Consider the following 15,261-nt stretch of genomic DNA (forward strand, 5'->3'; position numbering starts at 1 on the left):
TAGGACATTTCGTACAGGAGTTACACAACGATGAAATTCAATCTCTATCTATCTGAAATCTTAATGGTTGCAACCATAAGTTCATTGATTCTGGTTTATCTTTCCTGGAGAAGAAGACAGCTTCCGATAGCAAAAAGTTATGGACTTGGTGTGTTAGCGGGTGCCTTTTATACCCTTGGGTATGCTTTCGAACTTATCAGTGACGACCTGAAGGATATTCTGTTCTGGCTCAAATTCGAGTATATCGGGATTCCCTTTGCTCCGACATTGTGGATGATTATGGTGCTGCAGTATACGGGGCGGCAAGCGTACATACGTAAATGGACAATTGCTATACTTATGATTGTTCCTGTCAGCACTCTCGCAGCTGTCCACACGAACGATTGGCACCATTTATTTTATAGGAGTGTGTCGATAGGTTCTTCTGAAGGAGTACCCCTAGTCGTTCTAAATCACGGACCCCTGTTCTATCTCCATGTTGTGTATTCCTTCTTTTTTTTCTTCCTAGGTATGGGTTTACTAATTCATATGTACTTCACAGCTCCGTCCCGAATGAAGAAACAAATTATTTTCATGATGATTGGATCCTGCGGGCCCTTTGGGTCCTCACTGATGTATGTTACCGGGGTTCTAAAAACCCCCATAGATGTATCCCCATTCGGCTTCGTGATCTCTGGAGTATTCTATTTACTCGGTATTTATCAATTCGATATGCTCAAACTCTCGCCCCTTGCACAGCAGAAGGTATTTGACTCTATACAGGATGCGGTTATCGTCTTTGATCTGGATGATAACATCTCTGAATACAACCGTTCAGCGAGTCGAATGATCAAGGGCCTTTACAACAGAAATGGTATTGGCCAGCCTGCAGCGATGCTATTCTCTTCCTATCCGACGCTTCTTCACACGATCTTGCAAGAGCCTCTCTCGGAGAACAGGATATTGTTCGGTGATGAAGACAATGATCGGATCTATCAGGCGCAAATGCTATATATCTACGACAATCGCTCGAGGCCATCGGGTAAGATGCTTCTTCTGCGCGATACGACTGATGCGGTACGTTCCGAGGAGAGACTGATCAACAACGCCACGCAATTGCAGGAGCTCAACACGTTCAAGGACGAACTCTTCAGTGTGGTGGCCCATGATATTCGTGATCCGCTGGCGATCCTTCTGAATTTAATGGAGATCTTGGAAGAGGAACTGCCTGCCGGTGATGCGGACCACGAGGAGATTGTTCATGAAATGGGTCAGCAATTACGTAAAACACTCACCTTGGCAGAGAATCTGTTGGGCTGGTTCCGGAAACATCAAGGTGGCATGATCCTCAGCCCTGACACCTATGATTTATTCGATGCCGTACAGATGAGTCTGCATCTTCTACGAATTCGAAGTGAAGGCAAAGGGATTGTTATGGTGTCTGAGGTTCCCCCCAATACGTGGGTCTACGCGGATAAGGAAATGTTGAATTTAATCGTTCGCAATTTGCTCTCGAACGCTGTGAAATTCACGGATACCGGAGGTAGCATTACGGTACGAGCTGAGCGATCGGACGGGAAGATGATTGTTGCAATAAGCGATACGGGTGTTGGAGTACGGGAGGATTTGGCCCAAACCTTGCTACAGTCAGAACATTCAGCCTCTACGGCAGGTACAGCTGGAGAGCAAGGTATCGGGTTAGGACTTGCGATTTGCAGAGAATTTGTTCGATTAAACGGAGGGGAGATCTGGTTCGACAGTAATCCTGCTCAAGGAAGCACATTCTATTTCACTGTTCCGCTTCCTTCAGAAGTCCCTAATATCAATTCAAATATAGCTGTTGCCTCGTATGGAAGGAGGGCTGCTGAATGAAGATCGTGCTTATTGATGATGAAAAAGCGATGCACTTGATTATGAAGCGGATGTTGAAAAAAATCGGTGATGTGGAAGTCGTAGGAACTTTCCTGAATACAGCTGCAGCCGAAGATTATTTGAACGATCATGACGCAGACATCGTCTTTATGGATATCCATATGCCACAAGAGAGTGGTCTTATGTTCGCTCAGCGGTTAAGGGACAAGGGTAGCAAAGTCAAACTGGTGTTTGTGACTTCGCATACTGAATATGCCTTGTCCGCTTTTGATGTCTATGCCTATGATTATATCGTGAAGCCTGTTGTGCTGGAGCGGCTACAGCGAACGGTTCAAAGAGCCATGGCGGAGGCTGAACGGGAGCGTGATTTCTCAGAATCCCCGGCAGATTCTCCGGTTCATGTGCAGATCAATTTCCTGGGCAGAATGGAGATGAAGAGTGCGCAGAACCAAATGCTTAAGTGGAAAACCAGTAAAAGCGCAGAATTGTGCGGATACTTATTATTGCATCATGGCAAATTGGTATCTCGCTCCAAACTGATCGAGGATATATTCAGGGATATGCCGCTCAAGAACGCAGAGACTTATTTGAATACCACCGCTTATCAACTACGCAAGCTGCTTGGAGAGAATGGTCTAAGAGACAGTCTATATTCAGATGGCAATCATTATGCTTTGAATCTCCCCTCGGCTGACGTCGATCTGTTTCGTTTTGAAGAAGGGTGTAAGGGTATGACGGTTATAGACGAGTCGAACCTCGAGCAAGCGATTGAATTGGAACGGCTCTATCTTGGTGATTTGTTCGGAAGTAATGACTACCCTTGGGCCATAAGTGAGATCGAGCACTTGTCGCTGCTGTATGTTCAGTTTACGCAACGCTTATGCAGAGCATTGTTGTCTCAGGGAGATTTCCTGACGGCTATTCCTATTCTCAATAGGCTAGCTACCTATAATGAATTGGATGAAGAGACGGTTAAACTTCAAATGCGGGCTTTGGCTTTGCAAAAAAATAAAGAGGCTTTGACTCGCCGTTTCACTCATTTCACGAGTCTGCTGAGACAGGAAGTAGGGGGAGGCCCTTCGCCAGACATGGTGCTGCTGTATGAACAGTTGCTGTCGGAATTGGAATCATTATATTCGTTCTATAGTGAAATATAGGCTTAAGCGATTATAGAACTGGAGGGTTATCTATGAAAGCATTGATTTTTGAACGTTTTGGCGGACCGGAGGTCCTGCGTTATGCAGATCTTCCAGATCCGGAGCTGGAGCCAGGGACGGTATGGGTTAGAACGCAGGCGATTGGATTAAACTTCGCCGACATTTATCGTAGACGAGGTGATTATCATTTAGCAGGGCAGGCACCTTACATTTTAGGGTACGAGGGTGCAGGAGTTGTGGAACGGGTTGCGGAGGATGTGAAGACGGTGAACGTGGGAGACCGGGTCGCATTTGCTGATGTTCCGCATGCGAATGCCGAATTGGTAAAGGCGGGAATCGATCATATCATTCCACTACCGGACGACATCACCTTCGAACAATCAGCCGCATTGCTGCTTCAAGGTCTGACGGCGCATTATTTGGTGAACGATAGCTATTCAGTTCAGCCAGGCGATGAGATTGTGGTTCATGCAGCAGCAGGCGGAGTAGGGCAGCTTCTGACGCAACTGGCTAAGGCCAAGGGGGCTAGAGTTCTCGGTTTGACTTCTTCTTCAGCGAAGCGTGAAGTTGCGCTCTCTGCAGGAGCGGACGAAGTGCTGCTCTACGATAGTGATTGGGTGGAAGGCGCGATTCGTTGGTCCAATAACGGCCAAGGAGTGAACGCAGTCTATGATTCAGTGGGTTCCACCCTCATGGACAGCTTCAAGGCGACGAAGATCAAAGGTTCAGTCGTATTCTATGGGATGGCCGGCGGCAATCCGCCTCACATTGATCCTCGCATGCTTATGGACACCTCGAAAACTTTGACCGGAGGCGACCTGTGGAACCATATCGTTACACGCAGTGACCGGATCGAGCGTTCAGAGGTGCTTTTTGAAGCGATAAGACAAGGGCAATTAAAGATGGAGGAACCGAAGTCGTTCCCGCTCCGCGATGGCGCCGAGGCACATCGGCTGTTAGAGAGCAGAAGCAGTACGGGTAAGATTCTATTGATTCCTTAAAAAATATTACTGCGAGCCTGAACAATACAACAATCGGACTAGCCGCAGGCGGCTTTTATCCGATTGTTTTTTTTATATTTATTAAATTCATTCTTCTACTGGGCGTTTGCTCTCGCACCCGAGTCTAGAATTGGGTCTTATTAGATTATCAATAGTTTCTACTCGTAGCGGCTGTTTTTCGCAGGACAATTCTGGGGCAGTGCTCTCCTACATAAAGTCAAAAAAGTAACGAATCACATGAAACAGCACCGGCGAGGTGTAGGTCAAGCTGTCGACCCGGCTTAGATAGCTTTTTTTCAGAGCCTCGAATTTGTCATCATCGCCGATCAGCAGATCGCGCTTCAGCACAGATACGGTCAAGCTGCCGAAGAAACCGCTGAGGCTAATCAGCATCCCGGAGAAAATCCCGAAAATCGGGGTGAGCGGTGTCAGATAAGGATAGATCAGATACGATACTGTCGTGGTAACCACGAACGCACAGGCGAAGCCTTCCCAGGTCAGATAGGGATTCGCTGTAGGAACCACTTTTCTTTTGCCAAAATAGATCGATGCCAGGTGATGCACCACATCATTAAGCTGTGTCAGCACAACCAGGAACAATACGAGCCCCGCCCCATACTCGGGGGTAGCGAACTGAAAATACGCCAGATGGCTAAGCCCGAACACCATCAGCATCAGACCCCACTGGGTCGAGCTGACACTGCGCAGAAATCCGACCGTCCCTTTGTTAATGATCCGGGGCAGCGGCAGCAGCAAGAACACATAAACAGGGATAAAGACAATGAACATCCCGTACCATTCGATATAGATCCAGTAGAATTGCAGTGGAATCGACAAGTATGCCCATAGAAACAGCCTGCGGTCCGCTTTTCTCGACTTGATCATGGAGAAGTATTCCTTCAGCGCGAAGAAAGTCAGCACCATCAGGGAGATCAGGGAGACCACAGAATTGAACAAGGTAGCGAGGCAGAAGATGAATACCATGCCCCACCAGCTTTTGATGCGTTTCCGATGGGGGCGTAATCCTTGTTCGGCTGTACTTTGCTTATCACATAATAGATGAGTTGAATGGCGCATAGGGCTGCCAAAATAAGGACCAACGTTAACATGTTTCTATCCAGAGCAATCACCAACTTGTCGAGAGGTAGGATTTCATGAGAGGGATCCTATGTTATTATGAAGGAATAGTCCAATCTTGATAAGGGGAAATTTCGTAAATGGTTGCAGATCAGTCGGTTTTTATCTTGCTTACGAATACCGGAACGCTTTTTACGAAAATGATTCAGACCTACACAAAAGCGCCGTATAACCACGCTTCGATTTCATTTGACCGCGAGCTTTCGGAGATGTACAGCTTCGGGCGAAAGAATCCGAACAATCCGCTAAATGGGGGATTCGTGAGGGAGGATATCCAGACAGGCACGTACAGCAAATATCCTAATACGACGTGTGTAATCTATGAATTGCAGGTAACCGAGCGGGAAGTGGAGAAAATGAAGCGGGTTCTGCATATCTTTATCCGCAGCCGCCAAAAGTACCTTTATAATATTTTGGGCGTCATCGGCATCGCCCTTAAAGAGCCTGTTGAGTTCAGTAACTCCTATTTCTGCTCACAATTTGTTGCGGAAATTCTGGAGCGTTCCGGCATCAAGCTGTGGAACAAGCTGCCTGCACTCGTGACACCGGATGATTTCCGGCAGAGTGACAGGCTGCAGTTGATTTATGAGGGAAGGTTAAGCGAGTATGTGGAGTAATTCGTATTCTATTCGGGATGCAGCTTAATTCTTCAGAGATAATGCAGCACGACCTATTTCTTTTAAAGCGTTCATCGCTTCCAGATAAGGTAAGGAACCGTAGCTGATACGCGCTACGCCCAGTTCGGCAAGCAGACCGAGGGACGGGGTGTGTGCGGTCACCATAACGTTCACCGGAAGCGGCGATTGTCTACATAGGGCTTCGATCAGACTGGCGTCGCTTAACCCCGGCACAAAAATACCGCCCGCCCCGGCTTCTGCATAAGCGTGCGCACGGCTGAGGGTCTGCTCAATACAGGCTGCGTGCTGCTCGGCTGGCGTTTGAAAGAAGATATCCGTTCTGGCGTTAATAAAAAGTGGTAGGCCGGTCTGTTCGCCTGCTGCTTGGGCAGCGGCAATACGCAGACATTGATCTGAGGTCGTGTAGAGACCTTCACCGCCAATCCGCTGATCCTCCAGGTTAATCCCCACAGCTCCATTTTCAATAACCAGCCCTACATTTCCCCTAACTTCGTCCGGATTTAGTCCATACCCACCTTCAATATCAATGGTGACAGGCACATCCACCTTGTCCTTGATTCGTTTCAAGTTCTCCAGGACCAGTGGAAAAGGAAGACTCTCGCCGTCTTCATATCCATGCGCCGCAGCTACAGACCAGCTGCCGGTCGCAATAGCCTTGGCTCCGATGGCTTGAACTGCCTGCGCGCTCCCCGCGTCCCAGATATTGATCAGCACCAGCGGGTCCCCTTTAGTATGCAATTGATGAAACTGAAGCGCTTGTTCATGTTGGGTATTCATATCATTATTCTCCTCCCTGCTCATGATGGAGCAGCCAATTTTTACGTGTCAGACCACCGCCATATCCACCCAGCTCGCCGTTTGCATTAATGACACGATGACAGGGAATCACAATGGCTAGCTGATTGGCCCCGTTGGCTTGGGCCACTGCACGGAAGGCCGTCGGTTTGCCGAGGGCTACGGATATGTCCAGATAGGAACGCGTTTCCCCTGGCGGGATCTTCATTAATTCTCCCCATACGCTTTGTTGAAAAGGGGAGCCAAGCAGAGCAAGCGGCGTGTCGAAGGTCGTCCGTTCTCCGTCAAAATATTCCCCCAGCTCCCGCTCAATCCAGAGAATAGGCGCGGTAACGCCCGGAATAATCGCCGATTTCGTTCGTTTCCGGAGTCGTTCCACCTCGCGTTCCAGGCCTCGTCTATCGATGAATTCCAACAGATACAAGGCCTCATCATCCCCAATGGCCATCATGGGTCCAAGCCGGGTGTCAATCCAGGCGGCTTTCAGAACCTTACCGTCCTCTAGCAAAGTGGGCGCTGCCCCCATGATCCGGGAAAAGGCGTCCCTGAAGCCGCTGCTAGATTCGTAGCCGGTGGACAGCTGGCTATCGATGACAGTCTTGCCCGACCTGATATTCTTCAGGGCAAGTCCCATACGGCGGGCGCGGGCATATTCCACAAAGGTCATGCCAAACCGTTTTTTGAATTGACGCCGCGCCGTGGACTCATCGACCGAGAGGTTCTTGAAATCCTGTGTTGTCCAGCGTTTCTCTGGATTGCTCTCCACGGCTTCAACGAGTACACGGACAATCTCCGGGACATGATTGGGATGGGAGAGCGGACGACAGCGCTGGCAGGGGCGATAAGAGGCCAGAAGTGCCTGTTGGGGATTTGCAAAGAACTCACAATTCTCCAACTTGGGCTTTCGGGCAGGGCATGTCGGACGGCAAAATACACCTGTGGTTTTGACGCCAACGTAGAACAATCCCTCGTATTCCGTATTTTTCTCCAGCAGCGCCTTGTAATACTCTTCATTTCGCTCAGCAGGTAACAATAGCAGCACGTCCTAACCTTTCAATGTTGTTCTCATTATAATCTCTTCCCGTGGAGGGCATCGCCGAAATTCAGGCATCGATTTTGGGATGTTAGTTAGAATTAGTGGTTGACGCTGCATTTGGCCGCTAGGGGTTCGGAGGGTTCTTACGATCGCTGTTAAAGCCCGATTCCTGGATTGTAAAGGGAGCTAAAGGTTGTAATCGGTCTTTAAAGGCGAACACTATCGTTTCTTCAGAATCCCTCCGACCCTCCGCTTTTTTGCTGCGTTTATATCAACCTCTAATTTTAAAATAAATCCCTATATTTTATTTTTATAAAAAAAGACGCCCTCAGGGGGCGTCCTTCACTATTTCTCGGAATGAGCGGCTTCGTCTTTGATTTCTTCTTTGAAGCCACGAATACTCTGCTTGCGGCGTGCATTTTTTTCCTCAATTTGATTACGTTCCTTGCTGTCCAGCTCTGAAGAGAATTCGTTCAGGTAGCCTTCGGCTTCCTTCAGGTTCTCCTGCGTATTCTGGATACTTTTCTGCAAATGATCTACATTATCTGCCCGATTATCTGGCTTTGCCATTGCTTAGATCGCCTCCTCATCATTAAAAGCGCCCAACTTGGGAGCTAACAGGTAGGTTGATCGTTGCTGGCTCATTTTATGCACTGAATCTACACAGACGCTGGTTGAGATAAAAAACCTCCCGCCTTAAGGGCGGAAGTAGAGTTTTTACACAGCATGAGTTAGCGTGTCAAAGTCCTCATCGCTTAGTTTAATGCCCGCTGCTGCAATATTTTGCTCCAGATGCTCTACGGATGAAGTTCCAGGAATCGGGAGAATGTTGGCGGCACGCTTCAGCAGCCAAGACAGGGCCAACTGGGCAGGCTGTGCGCCAAGGCGCTGTGCCAAGTCATCGAGCGGCCCACCAGCTTTAGCCAATTCACCTGTCGCAAGCGGGAACCAAGGAATGAAGGCGATCTGATTCGTGGTCGTATAATCAAGCACGGCTTCTGCATCGCGGTTCGCCAGGTTATAGAGGTTCTGGACGGATACGATGCTCGCGGTTTTACGGGCTTCCTCTAGTTGGGCTACGCTCACTTCGCTTAGTCCGATGTGCCGGATTTTACCCTCTTCTTGAAGACGGACCAGTTCTCCCAGTTGCTCGGACAGCGGAACTTGGGGATCAATCCGGTGGAGCTGCAAGAGATCAATCCGCTCCAGGCCCAGATGGCGCAGATTCAGTTCAACCTGCTGACGAAGATACTCCGGCCGGCCTACTGGCACCCAGTCTTGGGGAGTTGGCCGGGCAACCCCTACTTTGGCAGCGATGATAAGGTCATCCGCATAAGGGTGCAAGGCTTCCTTGATTAGTACATCCGTAACCAGGGGGCCGTAAGCGTCCGCAGTATCAATAAAGTTCACGCCAAGCTCCACGGCGCGCCGAAGGACGCGTACAGCTTCTTGAGGGTCAGCCGGATGACCCCAGGCGCCTGGACCACTTAGTTGCAAGGTACCGAATCCCAGACGGTTAATCTGTAAATCTCCAAGGGTATAGGTGCCGGATGCCTCTGCGGTAACTTGATTTGTGCTCATATTGTTCCTCCCTGTTTAATGTGAATTTGGCGATTGCTTATCCATGCTCTAACATGATTAAATTGTATCAGCAGTTATTATATTGCAGAATGCACATGCGTTCGTCCGGCCTGTTCATGTTGGTTCGTGTCCGGTACGGATGTTATTCTTGTTCGTTGAATCCACTTAGGGAGGTGCATTGCCTATGTCGCACGATACCCACGATCTGATGCAGCCGGAAGAGCTTATGAAGATGCTCAGAAACAGACCTTCTACGTCCCGGAAGAAGAGACTACGCCAGAGTGATCTGGCTTCGCGGGTTGGCGTGGATACAAGGGCCATTCAACAGTGGGAAGGCGGAGATAGACTGCCCAGCGCATATAACTTGCAAAGACTGGTGCAGGTATATGTGGAGGAAGCGGTATTTCTGCCCGGGACTGAACGGCAGGAAGCGTGGATGCTATGGCAATCCGTTAAGCTGGTATATGATAGCAGACCCGGTACGTATCGTTATTACCCTGAATTCGATGAGAACTGGTTTGTACAGGTTCTGGCTGACAGAGAGGCTGGATCTAACCATTCTATTATTCTGCAAAAGGGAGTAAGCACACAGCGCCCTGATAAACAGGTGGAACCGGCAGTGGGGGCTAATGAACGCTCTGATCTCAAAAAGCGCCCCGCAGGAAATCTGCCGATCCAGCTATCCAGCTTTGTTGGACGCGGAGCGCAGCTTGCTGAGATCCATGATCTGCTGCGCCAATCCTCTTTGGTCACCTTAACGGGTCCGGGTGGCAGCGGGAAGACTTCGCTTGCCCTTCAGCTTGCCTCGTCCTTGGCGGATAGCTATCCGGATGGCATTTGGCTGTTCGAATTTGCAGCGGTGTCTGATCCGCAACTGGTCGTCGCGTACATGATGTCTACCCTTGGGCTGGAGGATCGGCAGGGTCGTACTCCAATGGAGTCTGTTCTCGATGTTATACAAGATAGAAGCATGCTTTTCATCTTCGATAATTGTGAGCACCTGATTGATGCCTGCGCGGTGGTTACAGAGTCCTTGCTAGCACGTTCGCCTGCGCTTGTTGTTCTGGCGACAAGTCAGGAACCGCTGAACTTGCCGGGGGAGAACCGTTACCTTGTCCAAGCATTAAATACACCGCCCGAAAAGGACTTGTCCTACAGTCAATTGATGGAGTATGAATCGGTCCAGCTATTCGTTGAGCGGGCGACCCTGCTTCTACCCCATTTCAAGGTCCAAGAGCCACAGGCAGTGCATATTGCAGACATCTGCCGAAAGTTAGAGGGCAATCCACTGGCTTTGGAACTGGCCGCCGCCCGAATGAACGTGCTTTCCCCAGAGCAGATCAATGAACGGCTCACGGATTTACTGGGTTTTCTCACCGCAGGCAAAAGAACAGCCACCCCGCGCCAACAGACCCTTAAAGCGGCCATGGACTGGAGTTATTCCTTGTTGTCCGAGAAGGAACAGCTGCTATTCCGGCTATTAAGTGTTTTCATGGGTGAATTCACACTAGAGACCGTGGAAGAGGTCTGTGTGTATCGTCCAAAACATCAGGAGCCTTGCTCGCTGACGAAGGAAGAAATTCTGAATCTTTTCGCCAATCTGGTCAATAAATCTTTAGTTTCCATGCATAGTTCCACGTCCGCGGATCGGGTAACTTATGCCCTGTTGGCCCCGGTGAAGCAATATGCCCAGGAACAACTGGAATCCTGCCAACTGGAATGCCACAGAGTGCACGGTGCGGACAAAGAACATATTTACCGGCTTCATGCGCAGTATTTTGCCCGATACATGGAAGAGATGGAACAGGAAGTCCAAAGTGGCAATACCACGATTGCTCTAGGAAAGATCAGGACGGAGTACGATAATCTACGGGCCGCTCTACAATGGGCGTATTCGCAAAATGATCCGGAAGGAACGGGACTGCGGATTGCAGGCTCACTATGCGAGTTCTGGTCTCTGGAAGGCAACTGGAGCGAGGGACTGCTGTGGCTGTCCAGGCTTCTGCCGGCTGCTAATAATTATGAGGACCTGAAGGCGCTGAACAAAGCTTTTAAAGGTAGAGAATTGCTGTTGTCGGCCCAAGGCAGTGGGGATGTTTATACGGCTTAGCCTCTTCTTATAGGATTTCATTTATTAGATAGCATTGTGCAAGCAAGTTCAGTAGGTAATTTTTTTGCAGCCAAAATGATAATATAACTGACCGGGTGCGAGTTTTGGCTTGCCTGGTCAGTTTTTTTGTTTCTTTTGTTAAGGGGTAACAGTGACCGGGAGTCCGAACCTTCCACCGCAATGACAACCGGGTCTTTTGTTTGGATCCTTAGCTTGCCTTATATAGTTCAGTTCAAAATGTTGTAAGAAGGCATCTCCACATGGTAGAATTAGTTAACGGATTATTGATACAGGTAACCTAATTCAAAAAAAGTGAAATGGTGATCATATGGACAACAAGAAGATTAAGGTGGATGTCGCCAATAAGGAGGGGCAGCTTGGTTTTGTATTCACCCGAGGGGGACTTCGTGAAGGAGCGGGTAGAAAGGGAATCGGGGTGACCAAGAAGGTCTCCCTAACCTTAACGGAGGAACTGTGGGGCAAGCTTGAGCAGCAATGTGCTGATGATGAAGTGTCCCGATCGGAGCTCATCCGCAAGATGATTGAAGCATATTATTCCAATTAGCGTATCGGGAGGAAGGTCATCTATGCGGGTCAGTGTAACCAAAGAGTCTCTTCTGCATGCACTCCAGCATGTGTTAAAGGCCGTTTCGGCGAATCATCTCATCCCTATCCTGTCAGGGGTCAGCATTCGGAAGGATCAGGATGTCCTGATCTTTACCACAAGTAATACGAACATGACCATAGAATACAGAATTTATCTGACCAATAGCTCCACGTTGGAACAAGAGGACGGTGCTATTGTGGTGCCAGCGCGTTATTTATATGAGATCGTTCGTAAGCTCGAACCAGGATCTATCAGGCTGGAGACTACAGAGCAGATGCTCTTGCTCCTCTCTTCCGGGGAGACACAAATCCGGCTGTGTGGAATGGACCCTGTAGCATTCCCTATGATTCAACAGACAGAGCGCCACACGATATCCAGATTTAGCATCAATAACGCCATGCTGAAATCTGCTGTTAGACAGGCTGCTTCTGCGGTCTCTACTTCAGAGACTAGGCCGATCCTGACGGGAGTGTTTTTCGAGTGTAAGAATGAAGATCTGGTGCTATCGGCCACCGATGGTGTGCGTCTCGCTTCCCGTACCCTAACGGTAGAACAATCTGAGGCCGTTCATGTCCAAGGTGTTATCCCGGGAGTTAATCTCTACGAAGTATCCAAGATGCTGAAGGACGAGCAGGGGACGACCGTTATTGAAGTGGGGCCTAGCCAGATCCAATTTACGTCAAAAGAACTGCAGGTTCAGTCCGCTCTCCTTGAGGGAGTCTATCCTTCTGTAGAGAAGCTGATTCCACAGTCTTTTTTATCCGAATTGACGGTAAAGACGGTACCTCTATTGCAGGCAGTGGAGCGTGTGTCTGTCCTAGCTTCGGGGAGTATTATCAGATTGATTGTTTCTGCGAATAGTCTGGAGCTATTGTCGCAAACTGCGGAGATAGGGGATGTTCTGGATCATGTTGCTTTAGCGGAAAAGAACGGCGAGGATTTCAAGATCTCCTTGAATGCCACATACCTCCTCGATATTCTGCGTTGTATAGATTGCGAGTATGTCAGATTCAGGTTTACGGGAATTATGAGGCCGCTTGTTATTTTGCCAAAAGACCCTTCTGAATTTACGCTGTTTCTGATTACGCCAGTAAGGACTGCCAACTGATATAGACAGTATGTGCTGGAACCCTCCCATAACTTCCCCTATACTTGAAGAGAACAACTATTAATTTATCGAATGGAGTCTATGAATTCATGTCTACTTTACCAAACTGCCCGGAATGTAACTCGGAATACGCTTATGAGGATCGCGGAATGCTGGTCTGTCCAGAATGCGGCCATGAGTGGTCTCCGGGAGCAGAAGCCGAGCATGACAGCGAAGAAGTGAAGGTCATCAAGGATGCCAATGGAAATGTGCTCAGCGATGGCGATACCGTAACCGTAATTAAGGACCTTAAGGTGAAAGGAAGCTCCCTCGTTGTCAAAATAGGCACAAGAGTCAAGAACATTCGCCTGGTTGAAGGCGATCATGATATTGATTGCAAAATCGACGGCTTTGGTGCGATGAAGCTGAAATCGGAATTTGTGAAAAAAGTATAGCTTACGCTTGGCGGCAAGCATTCTGTTCATCGAGAACAGGGTGCTTTTTTCGAATAATCATCATAAAACCAGCAACCTTTCCAGGCAGTCCAGCCTGTCTCACAGACATGGGGTGCCCCTACGCGGAAGGGAATGCTGGTTTTTGTTGTGGATCTGGGGGGATACCTCAGCGGCTACTCAAACGGCATAACAGTTTAGCAGCATCTCACGAACAGCATCGTCTATCACGGTGTCGTTCTCAGGAGCAAGCCACTCTTCGCTGACAATGATATGGTTACACGAGCTACCCTTAAGATAACTATATATAATTTGGGCCTCATCAATCTCATACCTACTGACGGCTGCCGATCCTGTAAAGTTATGACCTCTGAAGACGTCCTTGATGATTGTTGTAATCTCTGCCTGCAGGCTGGCGTTCCTGAAATACTCTAATTCAAGCTTGGTTTGAAAAAGAATACGGTTGCCCTGCAGCAACAGCAGCTTGAGTATCTGGTCGTTAATGGGTTCAACCATGGCGATCCGCTGATTCGCTCCGGCAAATTCAATGACCTTCTCTTTCTGGAGGAGGGAGCGCACCGCCCCAATGTAATCACGGTATTTAGCCGCGACTTCGAAATTATAATTCTCTGCAGCTGCCGCCATCCGTTGTTCCATCCCTTCCAGAATCCGCAGATCTGTTCCGTCTAAGAGGGCCACGAAGTCGTCCATAATGCGGTTGTATATCGTCAGAGCTTCCCCGCCAGCGCACATTCCGATGCAGAGGCCCAGTGAGTGGTTGAGGCAGAGCGAAGCTTTTTTGGAGTGGGGATTGCTGCAGAGTATGCTGTAGCTTTCCAGGACTCCCTGTATCGCCCGTTCTACAGTGCTTCGGCTTGTGTAAGGGCCAAAAAACAATCGCCCATCGCTTCGTTCTGCACCGTCGCCGAGGTCAGGGGTGACTTCAATCCTCCGTCGTTGACCGTCGGTTCGAATCACAATGTAGGTGTAGGCGAGGGGATTTTTCATTTTTTTATTATAAGGCGGCTTAAGCTCCTTGATTAATGTGCATTCCAGCATAAAAGCTTCGAATTCGGTGTCCGTCAGTGTATAGTCCAGATCTCTAATGTTTTTGACGAGACGTTTGACCTTAGGCGAATGGGAGTTGGAGTCTTGAAAATAGGACTGCACCCGCCTCTTCAAAGCCTTGGCTTTGCCGACATAAATGATATTTCCCAGACTGTCTTTCATCAGATATACGCCGGGAGTCATAGGGAGGTTTTTTACCTTTTCAGTTAGATTCATATGTACCCCTCCGTGGCTTCAGATTCATCTGTAGCTCAATTATAGACTAGACAATGGGCCCAGGCATATAAAGAATGGGGACGAGAGCGAGATCTGTTGATCCTCATGTATAAGATGTTGCTCCCTTATCCATCCTAATCAGGAATAGCAGGAATGCCAGAAGGGAGACAATCTCATCCATGAATAATAGCAATGATACCAGTTGGAAAGAAGACAATGTGGTGACCCAGGCCCAGCGGTCGGTAAAGAAGCTGCATGATGCCGTATCCCAGGCCTTAAGTCATCCGAACGAACAGACGGTCGAACAGGCCGAGAATCGCCTGGAGCATACGGAACAAGCGGTCCACGAGGCACAGCGAGTATTTAATGGTCAAGGAGCAGAGTTAGCCGAGGAGTTACTTGCCGATGAGAAGGATCGCCTGTCTTCGCTGGATAATAAGAACCGCTGATAGCGGTTGTGCATCAAACTGAGCAGCCCTTTAATGCTGATTGCAGCAATGAGGGCTGTTTTTGCGAAAATAACTT

The 15,261-nt window shown here is 48.9% G+C and carries 14 protein-coding genes and 1 pseudogene; 9 read left to right on the plus strand and 6 right to left on the minus strand.

From position 1 onward, the window contains the following. The first annotated feature begins 30 nt into the window (after positions 1 to 30). The 3 genes from AC3Y23_RS11465 to AC3Y23_RS11475 are packed head-to-tail and all read left to right on the plus strand — an operon-like array spanning position 31 to position 4,009. Positions 31 to 1,851 carry a sensor histidine kinase gene (locus AC3Y23_RS11465; protein ID WP_379198845.1) on the plus strand — a complete coding sequence of 607 codons (1,821 nt, stop codon included), beginning with the start codon at positions 31 to 33 and terminating at the stop codon, positions 1,849 to 1,851. After that, entirely contained in the window at positions 1,848 to 3,008 is a 1,161-nt protein-coding gene (locus AC3Y23_RS11470) for a response regulator (protein ID WP_379198847.1), read from the plus strand. The genes AC3Y23_RS11465 and AC3Y23_RS11470 overlap by 4 nt, the downstream gene beginning before the upstream one ends. A 32-nt stretch (positions 3,009 to 3,040) precedes the next feature. Continuing rightward, positions 3,041 to 4,009 (plus strand): quinone oxidoreductase family protein, encoded by a 969-nt coding sequence (locus AC3Y23_RS11475; protein ID WP_379198849.1) that lies wholly within the window; start codon positions 3,041 to 3,043, stop codon positions 4,007 to 4,009. 207 nt (positions 4,010 to 4,216) lie between these two features. Here the strand turns inward: AC3Y23_RS11475 and AC3Y23_RS11480 are convergent. Next, positions 4,217 to 5,130, minus strand: a pseudogene (locus AC3Y23_RS11480) (phosphatidate cytidylyltransferase). A gap of 96 nt (positions 5,131 to 5,226) precedes the next feature. Here AC3Y23_RS11480 and AC3Y23_RS11485 point away from each other — a divergent pair. Further along, the gene (locus AC3Y23_RS11485; RefSeq protein WP_379198852.1) at positions 5,227 to 5,763 is read left to right on the plus strand and encodes a hypothetical protein; all 537 of its coding nucleotides are present in this window, start codon (positions 5,227 to 5,229) and stop codon (positions 5,761 to 5,763) included. A gap of 24 nt (positions 5,764 to 5,787) precedes the next feature. Here the strand turns inward: AC3Y23_RS11485 and AC3Y23_RS11490 are convergent, their stop codons facing one another. The 4 genes from AC3Y23_RS11490 to AC3Y23_RS11505 all read right to left on the minus strand — a co-directional run bounded on the left by AC3Y23_RS11490 (position 5,788) and on the right by AC3Y23_RS11505 (position 9,196). Beyond that, positions 5,788 to 6,561 (minus strand): isocitrate lyase/PEP mutase family protein, encoded by a 774-nt coding sequence (locus tag AC3Y23_RS11490; protein ID WP_379198854.1) that lies wholly within the window; start codon positions 6,559 to 6,561, stop codon positions 5,788 to 5,790. Positions 6,562 to 6,565: 4 nt separating this feature from the next. Further along, on the minus strand, positions 6,566 to 7,612 hold the full coding sequence (locus tag AC3Y23_RS11495) for a bifunctional transcriptional activator/DNA repair enzyme AdaA (RefSeq protein WP_379199349.1): 1,047 nt from the start codon (positions 7,610 to 7,612) through the stop codon (positions 6,566 to 6,568). A gap of 348 nt (positions 7,613 to 7,960) precedes the next feature. After that, positions 7,961 to 8,185: a small acid-soluble spore protein Tlp gene (gene tlp, locus AC3Y23_RS11500; protein ID WP_379198856.1), complete on the minus strand. Its 225-nt coding sequence runs from the start codon at positions 8,183 to 8,185 to the stop codon at positions 7,961 to 7,963. A 147-nt stretch (positions 8,186 to 8,332) separates the two neighbouring features. Further along, entirely contained in the window at positions 8,333 to 9,196 is an 864-nt protein-coding gene (locus tag AC3Y23_RS11505) for an aldo/keto reductase (RefSeq protein WP_379198858.1), read from the minus strand. Positions 9,197 to 9,380: 184 nt separating this feature from the next. Between AC3Y23_RS11505 and AC3Y23_RS11510 the strand changes: the two genes are divergently transcribed. From AC3Y23_RS11510 to AC3Y23_RS11525, 4 genes are all read left to right on the plus strand, one after another. Then, a complete protein-coding gene (locus AC3Y23_RS11510; RefSeq protein WP_379198860.1) occupies positions 9,381 to 11,306 on the plus strand; it encodes a winged helix-turn-helix domain-containing protein in 1,926 nt (641 codons plus the stop codon). 328 nt (positions 11,307 to 11,634) lie between these two features. Then, on the plus strand, positions 11,635 to 11,871 hold the full coding sequence (locus AC3Y23_RS11515; RefSeq protein WP_379198862.1) for a ribbon-helix-helix domain-containing protein: 237 nt from the start codon (positions 11,635 to 11,637) through the stop codon (positions 11,869 to 11,871). Between the two features lie 22 nt (positions 11,872 to 11,893). Then, a complete protein-coding gene (dnaN, locus tag AC3Y23_RS11520) occupies positions 11,894 to 13,021 on the plus strand; it encodes a DNA polymerase III subunit beta (protein ID WP_379198864.1) in 1,128 nt (375 codons plus the stop codon). A gap of 89 nt (positions 13,022 to 13,110) precedes the next feature. Continuing rightward, positions 13,111 to 13,455 (plus strand): zinc ribbon domain-containing protein YjdM, encoded by a 345-nt coding sequence (locus tag AC3Y23_RS11525; RefSeq protein WP_379198866.1) that lies wholly within the window; start codon positions 13,111 to 13,113, stop codon positions 13,453 to 13,455. A 177-nt stretch (positions 13,456 to 13,632) separates the two neighbouring features. On the opposite strand, the gene AC3Y23_RS11530 is transcribed toward AC3Y23_RS11525, so the two are convergent. Beyond that, entirely contained in the window at positions 13,633 to 14,736 is a 1,104-nt protein-coding gene (locus AC3Y23_RS11530) for a GIY-YIG nuclease family protein (protein WP_379198868.1), read from the minus strand. 179 nt (positions 14,737 to 14,915) lie between these two features. Between AC3Y23_RS11530 and AC3Y23_RS11535 the strand changes: the two genes are divergently transcribed. Then, positions 14,916 to 15,185: a hypothetical protein gene (locus tag AC3Y23_RS11535; RefSeq protein ID WP_379198870.1), complete on the plus strand. Its 270-nt coding sequence runs from the start codon at positions 14,916 to 14,918 to the stop codon at positions 15,183 to 15,185. Positions 15,186 to 15,261 lie beyond the last annotated feature (76 nt).

The organism is Paenibacillus sp. MAHUQ-45, assembly GCF_058133325.1.

Excerpts from the sequence above, each read along its gene's own strand:
- AC3Y23_RS11490 (WP_379198854.1), bottom strand. The coding sequence starts at position 6,561 with ATGAATACCCAACATGAACAAGCGCTTCAGTTTCATCAATTGCATACT.
- AC3Y23_RS11535 (WP_379198870.1), top strand. The coding sequence starts at position 14,916 with ATGAATAATAGCAATGATACCAGTTGGAAAGAAGACAATGTGGTGACC.
- dnaN (WP_379198864.1), top strand. The coding sequence starts at position 11,894 with ATGCGGGTCAGTGTAACCAAAGAGTCTCTTCTGCATGCACTCCAGCAT.
- AC3Y23_RS11525 (WP_379198866.1), top strand. The coding sequence starts at position 13,111 with ATGTCTACTTTACCAAACTGCCCGGAATGTAACTCGGAATACGCTTAT.
- AC3Y23_RS11510 (WP_379198860.1), top strand. The coding sequence starts at position 9,381 with ATGTCGCACGATACCCACGATCTGATGCAGCCGGAAGAGCTTATGAAG.
- AC3Y23_RS11530 (WP_379198868.1), bottom strand. The coding sequence starts at position 14,736 with ATGAATCTAACTGAAAAGGTAAAAAACCTCCCTATGACTCCCGGCGTA.
- AC3Y23_RS11505 (WP_379198858.1), bottom strand. The coding sequence starts at position 9,196 with ATGAGCACAAATCAAGTTACCGCAGAGGCATCCGGCACCTATACCCTT.
- AC3Y23_RS11470 (WP_379198847.1), top strand. The coding sequence starts at position 1,848 with ATGAAGATCGTGCTTATTGATGATGAAAAAGCGATGCACTTGATTATG.
- tlp (WP_379198856.1), bottom strand. The coding sequence starts at position 8,185 with ATGGCAAAGCCAGATAATCGGGCAGATAATGTAGATCATTTGCAGAAA.
- AC3Y23_RS11515 (WP_379198862.1), top strand. The coding sequence starts at position 11,635 with ATGGACAACAAGAAGATTAAGGTGGATGTCGCCAATAAGGAGGGGCAG.
- AC3Y23_RS11475 (WP_379198849.1), top strand. The coding sequence starts at position 3,041 with ATGAAAGCATTGATTTTTGAACGTTTTGGCGGACCGGAGGTCCTGCGT.
- AC3Y23_RS11465 (WP_379198845.1), top strand. The coding sequence starts at position 31 with ATGAAATTCAATCTCTATCTATCTGAAATCTTAATGGTTGCAACCATA.
- AC3Y23_RS11485 (WP_379198852.1), top strand. The coding sequence starts at position 5,227 with ATGGTTGCAGATCAGTCGGTTTTTATCTTGCTTACGAATACCGGAACG.